23 protein-coding genes are annotated in these 24,290 nt (G+C 27.0%); 21 read left to right on the forward strand and 2 right to left on the reverse strand.

Features of this window, described 5'->3' with window-relative positions:
• Positions 1 to 135 precede the first annotated feature (135 nt).
• A complete protein-coding gene (gloA, locus tag AC2JAQ_RS02030; RefSeq protein WP_423238172.1) occupies positions 136 to 516 on the forward strand; it encodes a lactoylglutathione lyase in 381 nt (126 codons plus the stop codon).
• 391 nt (positions 517 to 907) lie between these two features.
• On the opposite strand, the gene AC2JAQ_RS02035 is transcribed toward gloA, so the two are convergent.
• Positions 908 to 1,762: an AraC family transcriptional regulator gene (locus tag AC2JAQ_RS02035; RefSeq protein WP_488457664.1), complete on the reverse strand. Its 855-nt coding sequence runs from the start codon at positions 1,760 to 1,762 to the stop codon at positions 908 to 910.
• Between the two features lie 186 nt (positions 1,763 to 1,948).
• Between AC2JAQ_RS02035 and yiaY the strand changes: the two genes are divergently transcribed.
• From yiaY to gloA2, 3 genes are all read left to right on the forward strand, one after another.
• Complete coding sequence (yiaY, locus tag AC2JAQ_RS02040; RefSeq protein ID WP_488458761.1) at positions 1,949 to 3,097, forward strand: L-threonine dehydrogenase; 1,149 nt, start codon at positions 1,949 to 1,951, stop codon at positions 3,095 to 3,097.
• Positions 3,098 to 3,398: 301 nt separating this feature from the next.
• The gene (locus AC2JAQ_RS02045) at positions 3,399 to 3,722 is read left to right on the forward strand and encodes a CGGC domain-containing protein (protein WP_322504479.1); all 324 of its coding nucleotides are present in this window, start codon (positions 3,399 to 3,401) and stop codon (positions 3,720 to 3,722) included.
• 126 nt (positions 3,723 to 3,848) lie between these two features.
• Positions 3,849 to 4,232 (forward strand): SMU1112c/YaeR family gloxylase I-like metalloprotein, encoded by a 384-nt coding sequence (gene gloA2 / locus AC2JAQ_RS02050; protein ID WP_488457665.1) that lies wholly within the window; start codon positions 3,849 to 3,851, stop codon positions 4,230 to 4,232.
• A gap of 121 nt (positions 4,233 to 4,353) precedes the next feature.
• Here the strand turns inward: gloA2 and AC2JAQ_RS02055 are convergent, their stop codons facing one another.
• Positions 4,354 to 5,157, reverse strand: a complete 804-nt coding sequence (locus AC2JAQ_RS02055; RefSeq protein WP_488457666.1) for a MerR family transcriptional regulator — start codon at positions 5,155 to 5,157, stop codon at positions 4,354 to 4,356.
• Between the two features lie 274 nt (positions 5,158 to 5,431).
• Here AC2JAQ_RS02055 and AC2JAQ_RS02060 point away from each other — a divergent pair, with 274 nt between their 5' ends.
• The 17 genes from AC2JAQ_RS02060 to AC2JAQ_RS02140 all read left to right on the forward strand — a co-directional run bounded on the left by AC2JAQ_RS02060 (position 5,432) and on the right by AC2JAQ_RS02140 (position 24,173).
• Positions 5,432 to 7,231, forward strand: a complete 1,800-nt coding sequence (locus AC2JAQ_RS02060) for an FUSC family protein (protein ID WP_488457667.1) — start codon at positions 5,432 to 5,434, stop codon at positions 7,229 to 7,231.
• Between the two features lie 458 nt (positions 7,232 to 7,689).
• A complete protein-coding gene (locus AC2JAQ_RS02065; protein ID WP_488457668.1) occupies positions 7,690 to 8,199 on the forward strand; it encodes a DedA family protein in 510 nt (169 codons plus the stop codon).
• Between the two features lie 137 nt (positions 8,200 to 8,336).
• Entirely contained in the window at positions 8,337 to 9,662 is a 1,326-nt protein-coding gene (locus AC2JAQ_RS02070; RefSeq protein WP_488457669.1) for a glycosyltransferase, read from the forward strand.
• 318 nt (positions 9,663 to 9,980) lie between these two features.
• Entirely contained in the window at positions 9,981 to 10,613 is a 633-nt protein-coding gene (locus AC2JAQ_RS02075; RefSeq protein WP_488458762.1) for a hypothetical protein, read from the forward strand.
• 248 nt (positions 10,614 to 10,861) lie between these two features.
• The gene (locus AC2JAQ_RS02080; RefSeq protein ID WP_488457670.1) at positions 10,862 to 11,566 is read left to right on the forward strand and encodes a response regulator transcription factor; all 705 of its coding nucleotides are present in this window, start codon (positions 10,862 to 10,864) and stop codon (positions 11,564 to 11,566) included.
• Complete coding sequence (locus AC2JAQ_RS02085) at positions 11,541 to 13,775, forward strand: sensor histidine kinase (protein ID WP_488457671.1); 2,235 nt, start codon at positions 11,541 to 11,543, stop codon at positions 13,773 to 13,775. The genes AC2JAQ_RS02080 and AC2JAQ_RS02085 overlap by 26 nt, the downstream gene beginning before the upstream one ends.
• Before the next feature lie 390 nt (positions 13,776 to 14,165).
• Positions 14,166 to 15,173, forward strand: coding sequence for an FUSC family protein (locus AC2JAQ_RS02090; protein WP_488457672.1), 1,008 nt, complete (start codon positions 14,166 to 14,168; stop codon positions 15,171 to 15,173).
• Positions 15,174 to 15,505: 332 nt separating this feature from the next.
• Positions 15,506 to 15,790 (forward strand): DUF202 domain-containing protein, encoded by a 285-nt coding sequence (locus AC2JAQ_RS02095; protein ID WP_488457673.1) that lies wholly within the window; start codon positions 15,506 to 15,508, stop codon positions 15,788 to 15,790.
• Between the two features lie 448 nt (positions 15,791 to 16,238).
• A complete protein-coding gene (locus AC2JAQ_RS02100) occupies positions 16,239 to 16,922 on the forward strand; it encodes a YveK family protein (RefSeq protein WP_488457674.1) in 684 nt (227 codons plus the stop codon).
• A 15-nt stretch (positions 16,923 to 16,937) separates the two neighbouring features.
• Positions 16,938 to 17,624 carry a CpsD/CapB family tyrosine-protein kinase gene (locus AC2JAQ_RS02105; protein ID WP_488457675.1) on the forward strand — a complete coding sequence of 229 codons (687 nt, stop codon included), beginning with the start codon at positions 16,938 to 16,940 and terminating at the stop codon, positions 17,622 to 17,624.
• Positions 17,625 to 17,722: 98 nt separating this feature from the next.
• Complete coding sequence (locus AC2JAQ_RS02110) at positions 17,723 to 19,633, forward strand: polysaccharide biosynthesis protein (RefSeq protein WP_488457676.1); 1,911 nt, start codon at positions 17,723 to 17,725, stop codon at positions 19,631 to 19,633.
• A gap of 199 nt (positions 19,634 to 19,832) precedes the next feature.
• Complete coding sequence (locus AC2JAQ_RS02115; protein ID WP_488457677.1) at positions 19,833 to 20,048, forward strand: hypothetical protein; 216 nt, start codon at positions 19,833 to 19,835, stop codon at positions 20,046 to 20,048.
• A gap of 747 nt (positions 20,049 to 20,795) precedes the next feature.
• On the forward strand, positions 20,796 to 22,025 hold the full coding sequence (locus AC2JAQ_RS02120; protein WP_488457678.1) for a nucleotidyltransferase domain-containing protein: 1,230 nt from the start codon (positions 20,796 to 20,798) through the stop codon (positions 22,023 to 22,025).
• A gap of 34 nt (positions 22,026 to 22,059) precedes the next feature.
• Complete coding sequence (locus AC2JAQ_RS02125; RefSeq protein ID WP_488457679.1) at positions 22,060 to 22,473, forward strand: hypothetical protein; 414 nt, start codon at positions 22,060 to 22,062, stop codon at positions 22,471 to 22,473.
• A 50-nt stretch (positions 22,474 to 22,523) separates the two neighbouring features.
• Positions 22,524 to 23,429, forward strand: coding sequence for a hypothetical protein (locus tag AC2JAQ_RS02130; RefSeq protein WP_488457680.1), 906 nt, complete (start codon positions 22,524 to 22,526; stop codon positions 23,427 to 23,429).
• 26 nt (positions 23,430 to 23,455) lie between these two features.
• The gene (locus AC2JAQ_RS02135) at positions 23,456 to 23,743 is read left to right on the forward strand and encodes a lasso peptide biosynthesis PqqD family chaperone (RefSeq protein ID WP_488457681.1); all 288 of its coding nucleotides are present in this window, start codon (positions 23,456 to 23,458) and stop codon (positions 23,741 to 23,743) included.
• Positions 23,718 to 24,173 (forward strand): lasso peptide biosynthesis B2 protein, encoded by a 456-nt coding sequence (locus AC2JAQ_RS02140; RefSeq protein WP_488457682.1) that lies wholly within the window; start codon positions 23,718 to 23,720, stop codon positions 24,171 to 24,173. Before AC2JAQ_RS02135 ends, AC2JAQ_RS02140 begins: the two co-directional genes overlap by 26 nt.
• The last annotated feature ends 117 nt before the right edge of the window (positions 24,174 to 24,290 follow it).

Below are 24,290 nucleotides of genomic sequence, written 5' to 3' on the forward strand. Positions count from 1 at the left end.
TAGATAATATTAGAAATAGCTATACTATTTTTATATAGTTATTTAAAAGTTATCTATAGATTTTTTTATAGATGTGACGATATATAAATGATAATATATAATAAAAAATATTATTATAATCATGGAGGATATAAAATGGCAAGTAAAATGTTACACACATGTATAAGAGTAAAAGACTTGGATAAATCTTTAAAATTCTATGAAGAAGCGTTAGGGCTTATTGAAACAAGAAGAATGGATTATCCAGAATATAAATTTTCTTTAGTTTATCTTTCAGATAAAGAAGATGGATATGAAGTAGAATTAACTTATAATTATGATCAAGAAAAACCATATGATTTAGGAAATGGATTTAGTCACATTGCTGTTGGAGTAGAAGATATCGAGGCTGAAAGAGAGAGACATATGGCCTTAGGATATGAAGTTACACCTATGAAAGGTCTTTCAGATGGAGCTGCAACATATTATTTTGTAACAGATCCAGATGGTTATAAAGTAGAAGTAATTAAACTTTAATAATCAGATTTATTTTAGGTGAGCGTTGGTTTTTAGCTAGCACTTCAAACCTAGCTAAAAATCAATACTAGTTAAAGCATAGCTTAATAATAAGAAAATAGAAGAATTAAAACTTTAAATAAGGGGTTGTATCATAACTCAATAATAAGACTTATAAATAGTATGAAGAGAATATCTGGATGAACTTTAGAATTTAAGCTATTACGAAGAAGATTTTACGTTAAGAAGCAAAGCTGTTTGACCGGAGGGAGTTCTTCGCTTTAGTAAAATCTTCGGAGTAATTGCTATAAATTCTTAGTGAAATTCAGTAATTCTCGGAATATATTTATAAGTTTTTTTGAGTTATTTTGAGTTATTTTGATACAGCCACTTTTAAGTTAGTTAATAAGTATTAAATTTTTATTCCTTCTTTAGAATATTTTAGAGAATATTGTTTGGGAGTTAGTCCAAACTTTTTTCTAAATAAATTTATGAAGTGGGATATATTCTCATAACCTAAATCATAGGCTACTTCCGTAACTGAGTTTGATTTAAGAAGTCTTGCGGCTTCATTAAGTTTTAAGCTTGTAAGATAGTCATTAGGAGTCATTCCCATAACTTTTTTAAATTTAGAAGAAAAGCCAGGAAGTGACATATTAAGATTATAGGCAATTTCTGAAACTGTTATATTGTTTTTTAAGTTTGATTTCATTATTTGAATTGAACGACTTATTGGATTATTAAAATCATTAGCAAGAATATCTTTAGCTCCTTTAGTGTTTAATAGACTATAGGTTATTTCTTGAGCATATAAATCAAGAAGAAATTCTTTATGATTAGTATTATGAGTAGCGGTTTCTACAATCCTTTTCGTTGTTAATTCTATTAATTCATTATTTTCATTAAAAAAAGGCTTTTCTAGTTTAGAGCTTTTTAAATCTATATCCAATTCATAAGATAGTTTTTCTGAAACTGTATTTATTAAATCTTCATTTAATTCTAAAACTAATGCCTTAGTAGGTTTTTCAATTCTCATTTCTACACTTGAATTAGGGGGAAGGAGCATATATTTAGATGAATCATAGGTTATATTTTCTCCATTATTAATTCTTACATTTTTTTCTCCATCAACTATGGTACATAATCTTTTATATTCATAGGATTTGTATGTATCTTTATAATTTTTATCAAAGGTGTAGTACAGAATTCTTAAATATTCAGTTTCTATACCATCTGCTAACTCAAGTTGTCTGTCAAATCTGTCCATAAAATTCACCTCATAATAAATAATATAAAAGCTTATGATAATGTTGTCAATTTCTGTCGATTTAAAAATGAGATATTTTTTAAAAAAATCGATTAGTTAAATTTTTAACAGTAAATTAAAATTAAATTATAACTAGGGGATAAATATTGGGAATACATTTGAGAGATAGACTTGGAGGAAGAGAATATAAGTTATAAATTTTTTATGCCAGCTATAAGTTTAATGGGAGCAGATTGCTTAAAAGACGCTGGAGAACAAGTTGCAGAATTAGGCTTTAAAAGAGCTTTAATAGTAACAGATAAAGTTTTAGGACAAATAGGGATAGTTAAGAAAGTAACAGATGTTTTAGATAGTAAAAATATCGAGTATTCAATATATGATGAAACTAAACCAAACCCAACAGTTAAAAATGTTAATGATGGTTTAGCTTTATTAAAAGAAGAAAAATGTGATTTTGTTATATCATTAGGTGGAGGTTCAGCACATGACTGTGCTAAAGGAATAGCTTTATTAGCTACTAATGGTGGAGAAATCAAAGATTATGAAGGGGTAGATAAATCTAAAAAACCTCAATTACCAATGGTAGGTATAAATACAACTGCTGGTACTGGTAGTGAAATGACTTTATTCGCTATTATAACAGATGAAGAAAGACATATAAAAATGGCTTTAGTTGACAAACATTTAACACCAATTATAGCAGTTAACGATCCAATGTTAATGCTTGCTATGCCAAAATCATTAACAGCAGCTACTGGTATGGATGCTTTAACACACGCTGTAGAGGCTTATGTTTCAACTGCGGCTACACCAATAACTGATGCTTGTGCAGAGAAGGCTATAGAACTTATAAGCACTTACTTAGTTAAGGCCGTTGAAAATGGAGAAGATGTAGAAGCAAGAGATATGATGGCTTACGCTGAATACTTAGCAGGAATGGCATTCAACAACGCTAGTTTAGGATATGTTCATGCTATGGCTCACCAATTAGGTGGATTCTACAACTTACCTCATGGAGTATGTAATGCAATATTATTACCACATGTTCAAGAGTACAATAAAACTACAAGTGCTGCTAGATTAGCTAAAATAGCTAAGATAATGGGTGGAAATATTGAAGGATTAACAGATGAACAAGGTGCAGATCTTTGTATAGATATGATAAAATCATTATCTCAAACTGTAGGAATACCAGAAGGTCTTGGAGTATTAGGAGTAAAAGAAAGTGACTTTGAAACTTTAGCTACTAATGCTTTAAATGATGCTTGTGCATTAACAAATCCAAGAAAAGGAAATCTAGAAGAAGTAATAGCTATATTCAAAAAAGCTATGTAATTAATTTGCCACTTAATTAAATTTCATAATATATATGCTATATCAAAAGCCAATTATAATAAATTTGAGTTTTTTGATATAGCTTTTTTTATAATTAAAGATAATCTATGTTTTAATCTAAGATTAATTTTTAGCTAGTCCCTCAGAACTATCTTAAATTTAAGTAAAAGTCCAAATTTTCAATTTAGTATTTTGAATTTGCATTTTTGAAAGTAGTGAAAAGGTGCTTCCTATTTTTTGAGATGTTATTTAGAACATATGGTATAATAACTGTGTATAACAAGATGGGAGGAATGATTTAATGAGCATAGCTATAATGGCATGTAGAAAAATGATAGGAAAGTGTGCTGCATCAGGGTGCTTTAAGGCATATAATAATTCAACAGCAGCATTTAGCATTTATGGAGAAAACAAAGAGGATTTAGCTAGTTTCTTTTATTGTGTTGGTTGCAAGGATACATTAGTTGAGGGTGAAAACTGGATACATAAAATAAAGCAATTAAAAAAGAATGGTGTTGAAACAATACATATATCTCATTGTATAGAAGTTGAATGTGATGACTATAAAAAGCATGAAAGAATTTTAGAAAAAGAAGGATTTAAAATTGTTCATGGAACACATTAATATTTGATAATATAGATGTTTTAAAGATGGTATTAAATTTTAATCATATCTAAATGAATAGTAAAAATTAATACCTATATATAGGTAGAGTTTAATAATTAGTTTATATCAATAAGGAGGTATTAAATGAATTTAAAGAAAATACATCATGTAGCAATTATTGCTTCAAATTATGAGAAATCTAAAAATTTCTATGTTAACATATTAGGTCTTGAAATAATTAGAGAAGTTTATAGAGAAGAAAGGGATTCTTTTAAACTTGATTTAAAGATTGGAGAATGTCAAATAGAATTATTTTCATTTAAGAATCCTCCAAAAAGACCAAGTTATCCAGAGGCTTGTGGATTAAGACACTTAGCTTTTCAAGTTGATGATATTAAATTAGAAGTAGAAAATCTTTTAAGCAAGGGCATTGACGTTGAAGATATAAGAGTTGATGAACTTACTGGAAAGAGATTTACTTTTTTTAGTGATCCAGATGGGCTACCTATAGAGCTATATGAATCTTAAATAAGGAATTTTTGGGTTATATTCATTACTGAAAAGATATTAAATTAATATCATAATCTAAAGTGAAATTTAGTTTTATATTTAATCTTTCAAATATAAATAAACATTAGAAAAGACTGTATTAATCAATACAGTCTTTATTTATTAAAATTTGAAATTGAAAATATTCTTTGGGAAGTGTTGATAAAACAACATTTAATATAGGTCCTTTAATAGTTATATTATTTTTTTCTATATAATTTTTTAGTTCACATATAGCATCATTTCTTTCATCTTCCTGATAAGAAAGGCATAGATATTCTCCTTTAGGTATAATAAAGTTATGTAATTTTTTATAATCTTTTAAAAGAAAATAAATTTCAGAACTATCATTGTTTCTATCATCTAAGTCTTTAATATAAATTCCTTTTTCAAAAGAACGACTTTGGGTAATTTTATTTAATTCCATTTTAAATTCTGAAAAAACTTGTTCTCTATGAGAGACTACAAAATTTATAGGTTTATCAATTTTTTTCTTAAAAACATATCTTTCTTCAAAGTTTTTTGTATATATATAATTAATATTACTTATCTTAAAGTTATGTTCAAAGGATGATTTAAGTTCTAATATATCTTCTTTTATTATTTTTAAACTTTCAATTTCTTTTTCAATATACTTTATTTTGTTATTAAGAAAATCTGTGAATTCTTTAGAATCTGTATTTTTATTTAGAATTAAATCAATTTCTTTTAAAGGAGTTCCTATCTTTCTTAAATACTTTATAAATCTTAGTTTTCTAAACTGGCTTTCAGAATAATATCTATAACCTGATTTAGTATCTATAAATGAAGGCTTTAATAAGCCTATTTTATCGTAGTTTCTTAACCTATCTATGGAAATTTCATTTATTTTTGCCACTTCACCTATGGAAAAAAGTTTATTCATAAAAAATTACCTCATTTTTAAATTTATTCTTTACTCTAGTATTGTACTAGAGTTTATAATACATATTATTAAAATTAAATTAAACCCAAAATTTATTTGTGAGGGAGTTTTTACTCCCTTTAATTTTGCTTTAAATTAAAAATTATTTAGAAAAATACAGTTTTGAATTTTAATATAAGAATTTAATGCTATTAATATAAGTGTTTCTAGAAGCTTTTTATAGAAAACTTATAAATTTTTATTACATACTAAAGAAAAAATAGAAGGAGACTTTATGGATAAAAAAAAGATAGGTAAGGCTTTATTATTTGCTATTATTACAGTTGCACTAATGATTTTTTATATGAGTGCTTTCGGTTTGGAAAACGGCGGAATTGGAATGATGATAGGATTGACAAGTTATGCACTTACTAGGTCTGATTTAACCGCTTATCCAATTTACAAAACAGCTACATTCATATGTTTAAATGTGTACCTGGCCATAAGTTCATATTTCATAATAATAAATCCATTCTTAGGCTTTATTGTTAATACTATAAATTTATTTAGTATTTTATTTATTTATATGAGAGAGTTTAAAAGTGTTGTATCTTATCTTTTCTTGATGACTTATATAGTTATGTGGGAAGATCCTACAACTTTAGAAAACCTACCAAAGAGGATAATTGCAATAATATTAGGTGTGTTCATAATAATAATAATAAACTTTATTTTTAATAAAAATAAGTTTAAGAAAAATTCTAAAAATATAATTTTAGGAATTATAAAGAATCTTCAAACTGAAATAGAGAACGTATTAAATGATAGTTGTAAAAAAGAGGAAAATCTATATATACATAAAGAGTTAAGAAAATTAATGATTTTACTCGACGAAAGAAATAGTAATGCTCTTATGTCAAATAATAAAGATAATATTTATTTTAATATTATTCTTATATTAGAAAGAATAAATACTATAATTTACAATACAGGAAAAGGAAATCTAAATAAAAATTTTAAAAAAGATTATTTAGATGTTTTAAAAAGTGAGTTGGAAGCATTGGAAAATGCTTTGAATAAAAAAGTTTTTCTAGAGGATGATAATAGTGTTTTTAAAAATTTAAGTGAGAAATATAAGTACTGTAAAGATGATAAAAAATCAGCAAGAGAAGGTATTGAACTTATTAGAATGTTAAGAATACTGATAAATAACTTAAATAAATATAAACAAGCAAGCCTGAATAATGTATATGAAAACAAAAAGAACCTCAAAGAATTGATTGGGAATAAAAGTCTTTGGGGATTAAGAAGCTTAGGAATATCTTATTCATTTAAAGTAGCTTTAACAGTATCTGTAACTATGTTCCTCGTAGAAATTTTGAAACTTCCGCAAGGAAAATGGATGGTTACTACGGTTTTTGTACTTATTCAACCTTTTAAAGAGGATACAGTAACAAAAGCAAAGCATAGATTTAAAGGAACTATATTAGGAATTTCAATGTATTTGATCATATATACACTTATTCCTAAAGTTATTCCTGTACCAGTATTAATGCTAACTATTTTATTTTGTTATTATATTTTTACTGATTATGATAAAAAAGTTATATGTATGGCTTTATTGATATTAAGCTTAGAAGGTCATGGACAAGTATTGATACCTGCTTTTCATAGATTTATATATATTTTCATAGGAGCAATAATTGCATTAATAGTAAATAAATATTTCTTCCCATATAGCAAATGTAATATTATTAATGATTTAAAAGATAGATATGTGGAATTAACTAACAATCTTATTGAAGAGTTAAGAAAAGCAATAGAAAATGGATTTAATAATGAAAATGTATTTAGATTAATGTTAAATTGTAGCTTCTTAGAATCAAAATTAATAAGTAGTGAGAAATTTGAAAATAGTGATTCATTTAATCAATTTGTAAGAAAACAAAGTGACATAATAAGAAAAATGAGACTATTCATATTATTAGTTCACTATTCAAAATGGCAAGTTTCTTCACCTAGTATAGTTATTGATAAGGCTTTTTTAAATAACTTTATAAATAAAATAGAGAAAGAATGCAAAGAAAATAATTAATAAGTTAACAAATAAAAAAGAGAGAATATAAAAACTTTAAGTAAAAAAACTTATAAATATATTCCGAGAATTACTGAATCTCGCTAAGAATTTATAGCCATTGCTTCGAAGAATTTGCTAAAGCTCAGAAACTCCCGTTGGTCAGACAACTTCGCTTCTTAACTCAAATTCTTCTATGTAATGGCTTAAATTCTAAAACTTATTCAGATATTCTCTTCATATTATTTATAAGTTTTTTTTAAAAGTTATTTTTGATATAGCCTCTTTTTTGATTAGGAATATAGGAGAATTTTGTTATACTAAAAATTTATTAAGAAACTCTTTAGAAAATCTTTAGATTTATCTGAGGGGTTTCTTTATTTTTGGAATTTATTATAAGAGTATAGCAAATGAGAAGAAAAAACTTAGGTCAGTAAAAGTTTTTAGATATAACAATTAATTAAGAAGGGGTAATGGGTATGGATTTAGTAAGTATAACTGATTATTTTGCACAATATGGTCTTATATTTTTGTTTGTTATTATTCTTTTGGAATATATGAATTTACCAGGTTTTCCGGCAGGGATAATAATGCCAGCTGCTGGGATAGTCATTTCAAAAAGTGATATGAATTTCTTTGTAGCAATTTTTGTATCAGTAATAGCAGGGCTTTTGGGAAGTTGGGTACTTTACTGTATAGGAAGATTTGGAGGAGATATAATTCTTAGAAAATATTTAAATAAGTTTCCAAGTCATGAAGGTTTCATAAATAAAAAGATAGAGTACTTAAGAGAAAAAGGATACATGGAAATTTTAATAAGTAAGCTTATTCCAATGGCTAGAACAGTAATAGCGATACCAGCAGGAGTTTTGAAACTAAATTTTATTAAATATAGTGCTTATTCAGCTTTAGGAATTTTAATATGGAATACGGCTTTAATATCATCAGGATATTTCTTAGGGGAAAAGATACTACATTTCTTTGGATAAAAGATTGTTTATTGACATAATAAATTTTAATAATGGGGAAGGTGCTATATCTCTTAAATAAAAGAGGATTAGTTATACAGGAGAATTTAAATAGGGATCTAGAAGTATAAATGGAATTTGGGAAAAGGAGCTTAAAAATGAGAATAGCAATGTTTACTAATAACTATAAACCTTTTGTAGGCGGGGTGCCAATATCTATAGAAAGACTTTCTAAAGAATTAAGAAACCTTGGACATGAAGTTTATATTTTTGCACCAAGTTATGATGAAACTTTATACGAAATAAATAGTGATAAAGAAGAAAATGTAATAAGATATAAATCCTTAAAAAATAAAAAATTAAAGGGGGAAATAGTTATCCCAAATATGTTTGATTTAGATATAGAAAAGTATTTTAGGAAGCTAAATATAGATGTTATACATGTTCATCATCCAATGTTAGTAGGAAATACAGCTCAATATTTAAGTAAAAAATATAATGTACCTTTAATCTTCACATACCATACTAGATATGAACAGTATTTACACAACATAAAGGCATATGAAATCTTAGAAAAACATCAAAAAGATAATTCAATAAATCCTTTAAGAAAAGCTGAAGAGAAGCTATTAAAATACACTAAAGAAAAGTTTGTACCAGGATATATAAAAATATTTTCTAATAGCTGTGACTTAATATTCTCACCTACTGCTTTAATAAAAGATTATTTAGAAGAAACTGGAGTAAAATCAAATATAAAAGTTATGCCTACAGGGTTAGATAAATCTTATTTTAAGGAGTATGAGAAGACTAATAAAGAAGTTGAAGACATTAGAGAAAAGTATAAAGGAGGTAAAAAATATTTATTTTGTACAGTATCAAGATTAACTAAAGAGAAAAATTTAGATTTTATGATTAAAGGATTAAATGAACTAAAAGAAAAGATAGGTGATAACTTCAGATTAATGATTATAGGCAAAGGTCCTTATAAGAGAGAACTTGAAGAAAATATAAATGAATTAGGATTACAGAATAACGTAGTGTTCTTAAACAGCATAGACGACACGGTAATAACTAATTATTATAGAGCTTCTGATCTATTTCTATTTTCCTCAAAGTCTGAAACTCAAGGGATAGTTCTCCTAGAAGCAATGGCTGCAAGAGTTCCAGTGGTAGCATTAAAGGCAAGTGGCGTTATTGAAGTTGTTAAAAATGAAGAAAATGGCTTTATGACTGAAGAACATACATCAAAGTGGAGCTTAAAAATAAAAGAAATATTAGAAAATGAGGAGTTATTTAAAAGATTAAAACAGGGTGCTTATGAGACAGCATTAAAATACATGGCTTCAAATATAGCCAAAGAAGTTGAAGAAACGTATAGCTTTTTAGTGTATAAGAAAAAAGCATATTCAGGCTACAGAGATACTTTTAGAAATTATATGAGCTTATCAACAATTTTAAAAAAGGTTAATTTAAGAGTTTAAATGAAAGCCCAAATTTTTAATTTGGTATTTTAGAATTATGTAATCTAAGTTAAAAAGGAATTTATTTTATCAGAGTATTTATTTTTAGATAGAACTGTAAGACCATCTTAATGAGCAGTTAGTATTGCATTATCTACGTAAGAATAATAGCGCTAAGAAGCTTTTTCTGTTTGAGCGTAGCGAGTTTAAAAGCTTTAGCTATTATTCTGGAGTAGATGATAGCAATACTTTGCGAAATTAAGCTAGGTCTGAAGGTATAGCGAAAAATAAATAAACTTTAAAATATAGTTAAAAAGTAGTGAGGGGTAGGTGTAATTGGTGAAGGCAGTTGTAAAAAGGGTTTATAAGGTTTACTTGGATTTTGTTTTAAAAACAAGTACAGTAAACTTTGAGAATTTTTATGAGATAGATGATGAAATCATGGACAATTGCATTTTAGGTTTTTGGCATGGGGATAGCTATTCAATGAATCTTTTATTGAAAAAGTTGAATCGGTATTATAAAGTCAAAAAAAATCAGGAGTTAGATGTAAATGTAGTTGTTACAGCAGATTCTAGGGGAGAGTATATAGAATATATGTTGAATTCTTATGGAGCTCATGCATTAAGAATGCCAGATGGTGTCAAAATGAAGAATTTTCTTAAAGAATTAAGAGAAAAGAGTAGAGCAGAATCAATTGTTGTATTGGCTTTAGATGGGCCAGTAGGTCCATTACATGAACCTAAGAAAATAGCTTTTTCCTTAGCAAAAGATTCTAATAAGCCTTTTGTAGGAATAAAGGTTGAACACTCAAGAAAATTAAAATTGAAAAACAGATGGGATAACTATGGAATACCACTTCCATTTACTAAGATACAATTTTCAGCAGATGTTTTTGGAAATATAGATAATGATGTGTTAACAAATTTTAAAGAATATAAGGAAATAGTTAAAGAGAGACTATGCTCTTAACAATAAAAAAGCTTTCTATGATATTATTATATTGAAATAATTGGGATTAACAAAAGATTATGAAGTTAATGGGAGTTTAAGTGTAATTCAAAATTAAGCTAGGTTTAGAGGGATAGTTAAAAATCAATGCTCATCTAAAATAGAGCTTAAAATTAATACTTTGTAATTGAACTACTGTTAATTTTTAGAGGTAATAAGAGAGTGCTAAGAAATTTCAATTAATAGTATGGGAAGGAAGTAGAAATAAAATGAATAAGTTTAATGTTTTAGTTGTTGAAGATGAAAAGGAAATAGCAGAGGCTATTGAGATATATTTAAAAAATCAAGGATATAATGTTTTTAAAGGAAGCAATGGGTTAGAAGGCTTAGAGATAGTTGAAAGAGAGGAGATTCATTTAGCTATAGCAGATATAATGATGCCTAAGATGGATGGAGCAACAATGGTAATGAAGATTAGGGAAGAACATGATTTCCCTGTAATAATGCTATCAGCAAAATCAGAAGATATGGATAAAATTTTAGGACTGAATATTGGTGCAGATGATTATGTAACGAAACCTTTCAATCCTTTAGAACTTCTCGCAAGAGTTAATTCTCAACTAAGAAGATATTCAAAATACTTAAATATGATGAAGAAAGATGAGAAAAAATCAAATGCTTATGTTATTGGTGGACTAGAAATCAATGTAGATAGAAAAGAAGTAACTTTAGATGGAGAATCAATAAAAGTAACTCCAATAGAATTTAAAATACTTCATTTACTTATGAGAAGTCCAGGAAGAGTTTTTTCAGCTGAAGAAATTTATGAAAGAGTATGGAATGAAAATGCAGTAAATACTGATACTGTAATGGTCCATGTAAGAAATATAAGAGAAAAAATAGAGATAGATCCAAAAAATCCAAAATATTTGAAGGTGGTGTGGGGCGTTGGCTATAAAATCGAAAAGCAGTAATTTAGAAAATAAAATAATTAAAACAAATGGAAAAACAAATTGGATTATTACTTTAATAATAGTAACTTTATTAGGAATATTATCTGTGGGAATGTGCTTGTCTTACCCTATAATTGAAAAGAATTCAAAAGCATATGATGATAGTAATTATAGTTTGTTTAATAGTGGAAATTTAACGCGAGAAATAAAGGACACTAATTATGCTATTTATTATGATTCTTTAGAGAAAAAGGCAAATGATGCAGGAGAGAAATTAGTCCCAGGAGAGAGTTTCTTTACTTTAAAAAGAGAGAATATAAATAAAGAAAATAGTCGTTATGATGAAGCTAAAAAGGAAGATATAGTAGAGTTAAATGAATTGGTTGAAAGAATGATTTTAGATTTAAATAATCTAGTGAACTTAAAAGTTTATGCTTTAGATGAAAATGGAGATTTAGTTTATACTAATGAAAAAAATTCATGGATATTAGAAGGGCTTGCTAAGAATTATTCTATGGGAAATTCAGATGTAAGCAGTAAATATAGATTCTCTGTAACTTTAAAATATGATGATAGAGGAAAGCTTACTATAGGTGATATCTATGGTGAGGATGAATATAAAGTTAAGCAATCACTAATCTCAAATAATGGTTATTTTGAAGATAATGTGCATTTAAGCAATGAGTATGATGCTAAACCAATAGAAAATATGACTTTTGTGTATGCAGTCCCAAATACTTTAGAAGTTGGAGATAATCTATACTATAATGAACTTAATAGAGACGACTATGCAATTATAGATGCAAGTAGCATATTTATTTTAGTTGGAGTTATAATTTCTGCAATATTAGCTTTAATAGTACCATTTAAATATTCAAAGGATACTTTATGGTTTAATAAGCTTTTAAAAATGCCGTTAGAGTTATTTTTAATTATAGCATCATGTGCTCTTCCTATAATTGTGGAAAGTGGATCCTTAATAATAGGGCCAACCCTAAGTGGAGAATTTTTAAGTGTTCTAAAAAATGCGGACATATGGTATTTAGACAGTATTGCATATATTTTAAATATATTATTCTGGATATTTATATATGGAGGAATATTCTTTGGAGTAACTTATATTAAAAATATTTTTGATATGGGATTCAAAAAATATTTGAAAGAACAAGTTCTAATATATAGATTTAAGGAAGTTATATTTGCAGTTATAAGAAGGATATCAAGATATATTAAGGGAATAGATTTAAATAAGAAAAGTGACAAGGTGCTTGTAATACTTCTAGGAATCAACTTTGTTATTGTATCAATACTTTGTTCAGTATGGTTCTTTGGAATATTTGGAGTAATTTTATACTCAGCAGTATTATTCTACTTTGCTAGAAAGTATGTTCACAAGTGGAAAAATGATTATAACAAACTTTTAGAAAAGACCCAGGAAATAGCTAGTGGAAACTTAGATTCTAAAACCGATGAAGACTGTGGTTTCTTTAATCCAATAAGAGATGAATTAAATAATATTCAAAGGGGATTCAAAGCAGCAGTTGAGGAAGAAGTAAAGAGTCAAAGAATGAAAACAGAGCTTATATCAAATGTTTCTCATGACCTAAAAACTCCATTAACATCAATAATTGCTTATGTTGACCTTTTAAAGAGAGAAGAGGATGAAGAGAAGAGAAAGGATTATTTAGATACTCTAGATAAGAAATCTCAAAGATTAAAATATTTAATAGAAGACTTATTTGAAGTTAGTAAGGCTAATAGTGGAAATGTTACCTTAAATATAATGAATGTAGATATTTCATACCTTATGAAGCAAGCTATCATAGAATTAGATGATAAAATAAGTGAAGCTAGATTAGATATTAGACTTGCAATGCCAGAGCATAAAGTAATCTTACCTTTAGATAGTCAAAGAACTTACAGAGTATTTGAAAACTTAATAATAAATGTGGTTAAATATGCTCTTCCAAATTCAAGAGTTTATGTAGAACTTCAAGATAGAAGAGAAGATGTTGAAGTTACTATTAAAAATATATCTGCAGATGAAATAACATTTAATGTGAATGAAATTTCAGATAGATTTGTAAGAGGAGATAAATCTCGTAATACTGAAGGTTCAGGATTAGGCCTTGCAATAGTTAAGAGCTTCGTTGAACTTCAAGGTGGAAAATTTAATATAGAAGTAGATGGAGATTTATTCAAAGCCATAATAAATTTCAAGAAAAACTAAATAAAATTTTTTTAGATGTTATATAGTGATAAGTTTAAATATATATAAATAGTTCTAACTCCAAATATTATGAAAGGATATTATATGGAGCTGAGGAAAGAGTAACTAATATATCTTATAGATAAATAATATTTAAAACTTATTAGAAAAATTAATAAGGATAATTAAGAAGAGTTCAAAGTTATATTAAATACTTTGGACTCTATTTTTATATAAAAAATAACTATAAGTATTTGTAATTCTATAGAATTTAGAGAAAATGAGAATATGAATTAAAAAATCTGTATTTAAATTAAAATTTTTATTAAAATATTTGTTTTTTTACTAAAAAATATAAAAAAATTAATTTTGATAAAATTTACAAATATGGTATAATGCTCGACAGAAGAAATGAAGAGAGAGAAAAGAGGAAGAAAGAGAATGGTGGAAAGTATAAAAAAGAATTTATCTCCTAAGATTCTTATAGGTAATTTAATTATGATAATTGGAATAGTTATATTTGTTACTTTATATGGAGCTGTCTTTGGTAGTTCAAATAGTCTTATAGGTGTATGTGCTGTGACTGCAATGCTTATGTATAGATCAATTCACTTAAGCTTAAAGTTAAATGAAGCTATAATAACAACTATATTATCTTTTGTTTTTATGGGAATTTCAACTCAAATAGCTTTAATAAATCCATTTCTAGGGTTAATAATAAATTTTATAAGTATATTTATAATTTCATATTTAGTTACAAATACTATGGAAACAAAAGCATATTTGCCTTTTATGCTTTGTTATGTATTTATAGAAGGAACTCCCATTACTTGGAGTGAATTCCCAATAAGAATTGTGGCACTACTTTTTGGTGGAATATTAATAGCTTTAGTTTATTACTTTAGTCATAGAAAAAAAGATGATTCAGATCATATGACTATAACTGAAATGATAAAAACTATGGACAAGAATACACTTCAATTTAACTTTTCTTTAAGAATGGCATTATCGGTATCAGTAGCTATGTTTCTAGGGAGCGTATTTGGAGTTCAGAAGTCAATGTGGATAAGCATTACAGCAATGTCAATAACACAACCACATTTTGATGAGACTAAGACGAGAATAAAGGAAAGATTTTTTGGTACTTTAATAGGATCAGCAATATTTATAGTAATATTTGTTTATATTGTACCAGAACAATTCAGCACCATAATTTTACTTGTTTTAAGTTATATTTATACATTCGTCAAAGAATATAAAATAAAAATGATATTTATAACTATGAATGCTTTAGGCGCTGCAATGATTTTATTCCAACCAGGAATTTCAGTACCTATGAGAATAGCCCTTATAGTAGTAGGAATATGCATAGCTTTCATAGTGAACAAAGTTATTTATGGAAAATTTAAAATTAGATGAAAGTAATGAAGAATTAGAAAATACTATTAGAAGTATAGATAAAGTAAATGATGGATTTTAGAGAAATTCTTATTATTGATTTAGAAATAATATTAAATTTTTCTTGAAAAATATCTCAAGTTTTTTCTTGAGTTCTCATTGATAAAGGTAGGTTTAATCCTATCTTTTTTTATTGGATTATTATTATGGTATGTATAAGGAATAACTATAGATTTAAGTGATGATAATAAAGATTTGAAATTTTTCTAGTGCTATAATTAAATGTATAAGATAAATTTTGGAATAAATTAATATAAATTCAAGAGAATCTTATAAAAATGGAGGGAGTAAAAGTGATAGAAAAGGAACTAGAAAAATATAAGGCATATGATGAAATAACACCGGAGATGGGATTAAGGGATAAGCTAGCCGTTGATAGGACTGTATTAGCTAAAGAGAGAACGGACTTGGCCTATTTTAGAACAGCTGTAAGCTTTGTTGTAGCAGCAATAACTTTGTATAAATTATTTGAAGGAAATGCTTGGGGGATAAGCACAGCATTAATACTTATAGTAAGTGCTATATATGTGAGTATAAGAGGAATAAAGGTATCTATGATTATAAAAAAAAAGGCTTAATTTAAAATAGGCCTTTTTATTTTTTTGCTTTTTAAAGCTCATTTAAAATTCAACATGTGTTTAAAAAAGAGCTTATTTTTACAAAATTATATACAAATATTAATAATGATTAAAAAAATTTATAGTGAATTTAAAATAAATTAAAAAAATAAAAACATAAGGTAGAAGAGAAGAAAATGAATGTAATTTTATGTAAAATACCGAAAAAACTTTAAAATAATTTAAGTGTTATGCTTTGATTTGTAAAAAAGTTTTAATAAATAAAAAATAAAAAAAAGTAAGTATTAACAAAGAAAAGCTAGAATGTAAACTGTGGAGAAAAATGATGAAAAATGAAGGTTGTTAATAGTAAGATTTATAGAAAATATGCGGGGTAAGGCTATCTTTTAAGAGAAAAATAATGATGCTATAATTACAGTAATTAAATTTAAAAAAGAAGTAATATTATATGGATAAGGAGAAGGTAATGGAAGAAAATACTATAGAAATTAGGGAGATTTTATATGCGATAAGAAAAAGGTATAAACTAATATTACTAATTATGCTGATACCAATAGCTTTTTCTGCATATAAGGCATTTAAGATGAAGCCTACATACGAGGCAAGAACTAAGTTGTTTATAGGTAAAGAAGGTATTACAGGTACGTATAATACTCAGGATTTAAAAGAATTTAAGGCAATAGGAACTGCTTATATTGATATATTCAATAATGAGGATGTAGTGGCAGGAGTACTTAAAGAGGCGAAGATAAACTTGCCTGTTAATTATGTAAGATCAAAATTGAAATTTACTCAAAATGAAAGTGAATCAACCCCAACTTTAGAGATAAGATATACTTCTCAAAGTGCAGATGAGACTCAACAGGTTATAAATGCAATTACAGAAGGGTTTAAGACAGAGATAAGCAAATATATAGTTAACTCAAAAATAAGTGTTTTAGATTCACCAAAGGTTAGAATGATATCACCAAATAGAGTGAAAACAATACTTATTGGATTTATTTTAGGGATTATGATTGCTTTAGGGGTAGTTTTCTTATTAGAGTACTTAGATAATTCGGTAAAGGATAAGGAACAACTTGAAAAGACATTACCTATTCCAGTTATAGGTGAAATACCAATACATGATTAATAAGGGAGAATTAGAATGTTTTTTGTAGATAAAGAACCAAAATCAATGGCAGCAGAGAGCTATAGAGTTTTAAGAACAAGTTTAGAATATCTTTCAATAGATAAAGATATAAGAACAATAGTTGTAACAAGTTCAGAACCAGGAGAAGGGAAATCAACTGTTTCAGGAAATTTAGCCTCAATATTAGCACAGAATAATAAAAAAGTAATTATTATTGATTGTGATTTAAGAAAACCTACTATTCATAAAAGGTTAGAAATATCTAATTCAGTAGGGCTCACAGAGTTTATTGTTGGAATTAAGGGCTTAAATGATGTAATACAAAAAATAAGTAATAATTTTTTTGCTATCACTTCAGGAAATATTCCTCCTAATCCATCAGAAATATTGAGTTCAAAAGGAATGGAAAAACTTTTAAATGATTTAAGTATTTCATTTGATTATATAATTCTAGATACTCCTCCTTTAAATTTGGTTACTGATGCACAAGTATTAGCAGGAAAATGTGATGGAACTATTTTAGTTGTAAAGGCTGAAGCCACATCTAAGGATGAAGTAACAAAGGCTTATAATGAGCTGAAAAAAGTAAATGCTAATATTTTAGGTTCTGTTTTAAATGGAATAAAGAAAAGTGAAAAACATTATTATGGAAATACTGTCGATAAAAAAAGTAAGATAAAGAGATCAAAGCTAAAAGTATAGTAATTTTATATGGATTTGTTTTATATACTAAATATGGGTTTAATTTATAATAATATATAAAGTTAAATTAATTTTTTATGGTTTTCTGGGGGAGGTAAATGGGTAATGAAAAGAGGTTAAAAGCAGCAATATTATTATTAATGGATATTATAATAATAAATATCTCTTATTTTTTATCTTTTCTTATTAGAGTTGGGGGCAATGACCTAAACATATATGCTAGTTCACTTATTTTATGGATGCCAATAATTATAGTAATATATATTGCCTTATTATATTCTTTTAGAATGTACAAAAGCATATGGAGAATGGTTGGTATAGATGAAGTAATAGAGGGATTAATAGCTTGTGGCTTAGGAACCTTAGGAGTATTAACTATTATGATAATAGTTGGTGAAGGAATACCGCATATAGTCATTGCACTTGCAGGAATATTTATAACTATAGGGGTAATCGGACTTAGAGTATCCTTAAGATTTTATAGGCGTATGGTCATAAATAGCATGATTTTAATTAAGAAAGATGAAAAAGAGGAATATGAAAATATTTTAATTGTGGGAGCTGGAGCTTGTGGCCTTCTTATAATGGATGAAATAAGAAAGCAAAATCCAGTGAAACAAAAAGTTGTTGCTTTAATTGATGATGATTTAAACAAAGTTGGAACCTATTTAAGAGGAATAAAAATCTTAGGAACTAGAGAAAAAATAAAAAGTATTGTTAAAGAAAAAAACATAGACACTATACTAATAGCTATGCCTTCGGTAGGTGGTAAGGATAAAAAAGACATAATTGAAGTTTGTAGAGATACTAAAAGGAATGTGAAAATAATTCCAGGAATGTACGAATTAATAGATAATAAAGTTAGCTTAAGCAGAATGAGAGATGTTGATTTAAGAGATCTTTTAGGAAGAGATGAGGTTAAATTAGACAAAGTAGGAATAAAGGACTATATAGAAAACAAGGTAGTTTTAGTTACAGGTGGAGGAGGTTCTATTGGCTCAGAGTTATGTAGACAAATAGCTAGATTTTCACCTAAACTTCTTTTAATTTTAGATATATATGAAAATAATGCTTATGAACTACAAAATGAGCTAAGAAGAAAAATGCCTGATCTAAAAAAGAAGGTATTAATAGCTTCAGTAAGAGAGGAAAAAAGATTAGAAAATATATTTAAAAAGTATAAACCACAGGTTGTATTTCATGCAGCAGCTCATAAGCATGTTCCTCTAATGGAAGATAGTCCAGAAGAAGCAATAAAAAACAATGTAGTTGGAACTTTAAATGCAGCTGAATGTGCTAATAAATATGGAGTTGAGAGGTTTGTATTAATATCCACAGATAAGGCTGTTAATCCAACTAATGTAATGGGAGCATCAAAAAGATTATGTGAGATGATAATACAGGCTATAAATAAAAAGTCTAATACAGAGTATGTGGCAGTGAGGTTTGGAAATGTACTTGGAAGTAATGGTTCAGTAATTCCATTATTCAAGAAACAAATAGCAGAAGGTGGACCAGTAACCCTTACTCATAAGGAGATAACTAGATATTTTATGTTAATTCCAGAGGCAGCTCAGTTAGTTCTTCAAGCTGGAGCTTATGCCAAAGGGGGAGAAATCTTTGTGTTAGATATGGGGAACCCGGTAAAAATATATGATTTAGCAAGAGATTTAATAAAACTTTCAGGTTTTGAGCCAGAGAAGGATATAAGGATAGAAATAAGTGGATTAAGACCTGGGGAAAAATTATACGAAGAATTACTTATGAATGAAGAGGGGTTAACAAAAACAAGGCATGAGAAAATATTTATAGGTAAGCCTGGTAAATATGATTTAGAGAGATTAAAGTTAGGAATAAAAGCATTAATTGATATATCAGAATTAGGGGATGATGAAATATTAAAGACAGCGCTTCAATTTATAGTTAAAACCTATAAAAGGCCTGATTGTGAAGAGGTGGAAAATACCTTTGAGGAGGTAGCTTCTACTAAAGATTTAAATAATGAATAAAGTTAAGGAATAATAATTTATATAAAGATAATTAATAAAAGATGATGGTAAAGTTTGTTTAATAATTTTACTATCATCTTTTATTTTAACTAATATTCCTTTTAAAAATATCAGTTCTATGTTAGTTATTTAAAATCAGTTTTAGATAGAATAAGGATTTTCATAAAAACCATATCTAAAAGAAAAATTTAGCATACCTATGGAAGGATTAAAAGGATATTGGACCTTTGAAGAAAGTAGTAGAAATACAATAATAGATGAAAGTGGAAATAGTAAGAATGCTACTATTAGAGGAAATGGAGCTATTGTAAATAATGGAGTGAGCAATAAAGGGTTAAAGCTTACAGGAGAAAAAGGAACTTTTTTTGAGTATTTGTTAAAAAAAGAAAATCCTACTAAGGAAGAAGTAATATAAGCACTACAAGACTTAAACTTAGGAAAGGATAGTTTCAATAACTTTAAAATATTAGAAACAACTGGGGATTTTAACAATAATAACAAGATTGATATAGGGGATTTATCAATTATCTCAAAAAATTATAATTTATCAAATAGTCAATATGATTTAAATGGTGATGGATTAGTTGGAGTGTATGAACTTAATTTCTTAAACTTTAGAATTTTAAATTAGTTTTTTGCTATAGAGAAAGATAATATTAAAAATTTATATAGAATATTTAATAATTATAATAAAAAAGAGAATTCAAGTAGAAATATAACTTTGAATTCTCTTTTTATTTGAGATAAATTTATAGATTAAACTTAAGTACTTTCTAAAATTTATTCAAGAAAAAAACTTTAGAAAAGGATATAAAAGCCTTAAATTCTGAATATATTTCTTAGGCAAATATATTTTATAAAAAAACTTGTTGTTAATAAAATTTTTAAAATGTAAAAAGTAGTAAATCTTTGTGGTTTAAATTTTAGAATTTAAAAAAAGTAAAAATATTTTTTTAATAGTAGATAAATAGAATTTAGCCATAATATTAAAAATGTAACACATATGTAAATTTAAGTAATAAGTTTAAATTAATTAAAAAAACAAAATATAAATAATAAAGAGAAAGAATTTTATGTTATAAATTGTAAAACGATTTAAATTTACCCATTTTAAAAAGTTTGATAATATGGGGATATATTGAATAGAAGTGGGGGGAAGGAGATGGATAAGCATCAGAAACAGACATTAACCTTACTAAATTTAGCTATTCATGGAAATAAGTTTACTGCATTTGAGGAAAGCATAGATTGGAATGAAATTATCAAGGAAGCTAATGCACATGAAATTAGTGCACTAATTTATTCTTCTATATATGGAGTTAAGGAACTAAAAGGGTTAGTAAAAGATGATTTAGAAGAGTGGAAGAGAAAAACTTTTATAACTGGTATAAGTCAAATCTCTCATTTCAATCAAGTAGGAAAAATTTTTGAGATTTTTAATGAAAACAAAATAGATCTTATTGCTTTAAAAGGATTAGTTGTTAGAGATTTATATCCTAAGGCTGAGTTTAGAACTATGGGAGATGCAGATATATTAGTGCATGAAGAGGACTTAGAGAGGGTAAAGGAACTTTTAATTTCAGAAGGATATGAGTTAAAAGAGGGAGCAGATAACCATGGAGCACATTTGGCCTTTACTCATAAAAGATTTTGGCCTATAGAGGTTCATTGGACTCTTGTAAATGATGATTATTTTTCTGTGAATAAAAGCTTTGAAAAGGAACTTTGGGATAGAGCTAGGGACGTTAGAATTGGGAGTTCTAAAGTATTAGCTTTATGCAATGAAGATTTAGCTCTTCATCTATGTCTTCATATGGGAGGGCATATAATTTATGGTGGATTTGGATTAAGACAATTATGTGATTTAGTACTCCTTGTGGAAAAAGAGGGAGAAAAAATAGATTGGACTGATTTTATATCAAAAACTAAGGAGTGTGGAGCTGAAAGCTTTGTTTCAGCAATATTTAAATGCTGTAATAGGTTATTTAATATGGAGATTCCTTTAGAGGTACAAAATTTAATTGATATAGATGAAGCTATTATTAATAGTCTTATAGAAACTATTTTTATTAGTGGAGTTTTTGGAAAAAAGAATGCAGCTGTAGCCTTATCAACAAGCTTTTCAAGAAATAAAAATGGAGATGAGGATAAAAGTCCAGAGAAAAAATATTTTGAAACGTTATTTCCAAAAGTAGAAAACATGAATGATAAGTATGATTATGCTAAGAAAAACAAAGCATTAACACCAATAGCCTGGGTACATCACTTAGGAGCTGGAGTTTTGAATAAAGATTTTTCTATAGGAAATAAAATAAAATTTATATCTAGTGGAATAAAGATTTCTAAGAGAAAGAGAAAGCTGTTAGAAGAGCTTGAATTAATAAAGAAATAGTTTAAAAAGTTAATATGTTTATGTAGGTGGAATTATGAATTTATGTAAGGGAAAAATTAAAATTGGGAGAAAAAAAGTAAAAAAAGGAACGATTAAATTTTTCTTCAAAAGACATCTAAAAAAGAATTTTAAATTTTCAGTTTCAGGATTTAAAGAGAAAAATAAGTTCGAAGTTTTAGATGTTGTTAAGGTGGATGGATTAGACTTTTTTGTAGATGTAGAATTTAATGGGATTAGACCTAAAGAAATAGAGCTTAGAAGTGTTGATAATTTGGACAAGAATCAATTTGAGCAATATGAAAAGTGGTCTGAAGAAAAGTTAGGAATACAATTAGAAAATAGTAAGTGGAAGAATAGAATATTTAGATGGGGTAGCTTAAATGCTAAGCTTTCCAAATCAAGAGAAGAAGATCCAGGGTGTATAACAGTAAAAATGATATATAAATAGGAATGTAATGGTTTGGTAAATATAATAGGTTTAAAAATGTAAGGTGGATTATGAATTTTAAATATTATAGGATATATGGATTAAATATTAAATCACAAATAGACTTTCCAGAACTATTAGGAATTGAAGAACTAGAAGATGATAAAGTTGATGTAAATATATCTATTGGACAGATAGATAAAGAAATCAAAGACACTATACCTAAGTATTCTTGGTTTAAATATGAGAAGGATAGAATGGTTTTTAAAGTAGAAAATGTAGGTTGCTTTTATATTCATTCAGGAAAAAGTATAATAGTTGAACCATATGAAGGAATAGAAAATCAACTTATAAAAACATATACTTTAGGCACATCCTTTGGAATGATATTAAATCAAAGAGATATTATTGCCATCCATGGAGGAGCAATACTAGTTAATGGAGAGGCAATAATTTTAACAGGTCAAAGTGGTGCAGGCAAATCTACTTTAACAAATACTTTTAGGCATTACGGATATAAGTTTATGGCAGATGATGTTTCTGCAACCTCAGTAAGTGAGGAAGCGTGTTTAGTTGAGCCAGCTTATCCTCAACAAAAAATATGTAGAGATGCCATGGAGAAGATGGGGTATAACATTAAAGATTTCAAGCTTATTGATGAGGGAAGAGAGAAATATGTGATTCCAACTCATAAGACCTTTGTTAAAGAAAAGAAGAATCTTAAGGCAATTTTTGAAATTGAGCCTTACGAGGGAGAAAGTGTAGAAGTTCATGAAGTCTTTGGACAGGACAAAATGAAAACTGTACTGAGAAATATATATAGGATTGAAATAATAGCACTTCATGGTATGCCACCAAAGTATTTTAAAAAAGCGGTTAATTTAGCAAAACAAATTAGAATCTTTAAAATAAAAAGACCTAAAGATGCATTTTCAGTAGATATGCAAATAGATCTTATAAATAAAGCTATGTGTTAATAAAAGAGTGTTAAGGGAGAAGAGTTATGGAAGAAAAAGTTTTAAATTTAAATTCTACTATTGTACAAAAGGAAGAAGTGGACGTAACTGAACTAAATGGAGAAAAAGTTATGATGGACTTAGATAGAGGTAAGTATTTCATGTTAAATGAAACTGGAAGTTTAATATGGGATGCAATAAATGAAAGAAAAAGTGTATTAGAAATAGTAGATTTCATTTTAGAAAATCATGATGTAGAAAGAGAGACTTGTAAAAATAAAGTTTTAGAATATTTGGAGCTACTAAGACATGAAGAGCTTATCTACCTTAAATAGAAAAATAAAAACTTTTTTAAAGTTAGATTTTGAAAGCAAAAAGTTGTTTATAAAGGCATTTTTCCTTAGTGGTTTTTATAGGTTTATTATATTAAATCGGGATTTTAGTAAAGTAAAAAAATCTTTAGGACATAAAGGTATAGAAAGTAACTTTGATGAAGGAACAAATGAATACAGAATTGCAAATAAAATAGGACAAATTGTTAGAATTATAAGTCGCTATACTCCTTGGGAAAGTAAGTGCTTAGTACAAGCAATGACAGCACAAAAGCTTTTAAATGAGAAAGGTATAAAAAGTACACTATATCTTGGAGTAGCTAGAAAAGAGAGCAGTATGATTGCTCATTCATGGCTAAGATGTGGGAAGCTTTTTGTTACTGGAGGAAATGGTGATCTAAGTTACACTAGGGTTAATTGCTTTTCTAAGTAATTAAATTTTATGTAAAAGTATATACTCAACTTTTTAAATAATACTTATGATTAAAGATAATTAGGGTAATTTAAAAAGTTTAATATATAAATATTAATAATTTTTTTAGGGGGGTAT

The sequence above is a fragment of the Clostridium sp. LIBA-8553 genome (genome assembly GCF_057782465.1).

Bases quoted from the DNA above. Each gene is read 5' to 3' on its own strand.
- gloA (WP_423238172.1), top strand. From the start codon at position 136: ATGGCAAGTAAAATGTTACACACATGTATAAGAGTAAAAGACTTGGAT.
- AC2JAQ_RS02035 (WP_488457664.1), bottom strand. From the start codon at position 1,762: ATGGACAGATTTGACAGACAACTTGAGTTAGCAGATGGTATAGAAACT.
- AC2JAQ_RS02045 (WP_322504479.1), top strand. From the start codon at position 3,399: ATGAGCATAGCTATAATGGCATGTAGAAAAATGATAGGAAAGTGTGCT.
- gloA2 (WP_488457665.1), top strand. From the start codon at position 3,849: ATGAATTTAAAGAAAATACATCATGTAGCAATTATTGCTTCAAATTAT.
- AC2JAQ_RS02055 (WP_488457666.1), bottom strand. From the start codon at position 5,157: ATGAATAAACTTTTTTCCATAGGTGAAGTGGCAAAAATAAATGAAATT.
- AC2JAQ_RS02060 (WP_488457667.1), top strand. From the start codon at position 5,432: ATGGATAAAAAAAAGATAGGTAAGGCTTTATTATTTGCTATTATTACA.
- AC2JAQ_RS02065 (WP_488457668.1), top strand. From the start codon at position 7,690: ATGGATTTAGTAAGTATAACTGATTATTTTGCACAATATGGTCTTATA.
- AC2JAQ_RS02070 (WP_488457669.1), top strand. From the start codon at position 8,337: ATGAGAATAGCAATGTTTACTAATAACTATAAACCTTTTGTAGGCGGG.
- AC2JAQ_RS02080 (WP_488457670.1), top strand. From the start codon at position 10,862: ATGAATAAGTTTAATGTTTTAGTTGTTGAAGATGAAAAGGAAATAGCA.
- AC2JAQ_RS02090 (WP_488457672.1), top strand. From the start codon at position 14,166: ATGAAGAGAGAGAAAAGAGGAAGAAAGAGAATGGTGGAAAGTATAAAA.
- AC2JAQ_RS02100 (WP_488457674.1), top strand. From the start codon at position 16,239: ATGGATAAGGAGAAGGTAATGGAAGAAAATACTATAGAAATTAGGGAG.
- AC2JAQ_RS02105 (WP_488457675.1), top strand. From the start codon at position 16,938: ATGTTTTTTGTAGATAAAGAACCAAAATCAATGGCAGCAGAGAGCTAT.
- AC2JAQ_RS02110 (WP_488457676.1), top strand. From the start codon at position 17,723: ATGGGTAATGAAAAGAGGTTAAAAGCAGCAATATTATTATTAATGGAT.
- AC2JAQ_RS02115 (WP_488457677.1), top strand. From the start codon at position 19,833: ATGGAAGGATTAAAAGGATATTGGACCTTTGAAGAAAGTAGTAGAAAT.
- AC2JAQ_RS02120 (WP_488457678.1), top strand. From the start codon at position 20,796: ATGGATAAGCATCAGAAACAGACATTAACCTTACTAAATTTAGCTATT.
- AC2JAQ_RS02125 (WP_488457679.1), top strand. From the start codon at position 22,060: ATGAATTTATGTAAGGGAAAAATTAAAATTGGGAGAAAAAAAGTAAAA.
- AC2JAQ_RS02130 (WP_488457680.1), top strand. From the start codon at position 22,524: ATGAATTTTAAATATTATAGGATATATGGATTAAATATTAAATCACAA.
- AC2JAQ_RS02135 (WP_488457681.1), top strand. From the start codon at position 23,456: ATGGAAGAAAAAGTTTTAAATTTAAATTCTACTATTGTACAAAAGGAA.
- AC2JAQ_RS02140 (WP_488457682.1), top strand. From the start codon at position 23,718: ATGAAGAGCTTATCTACCTTAAATAGAAAAATAAAAACTTTTTTAAAG.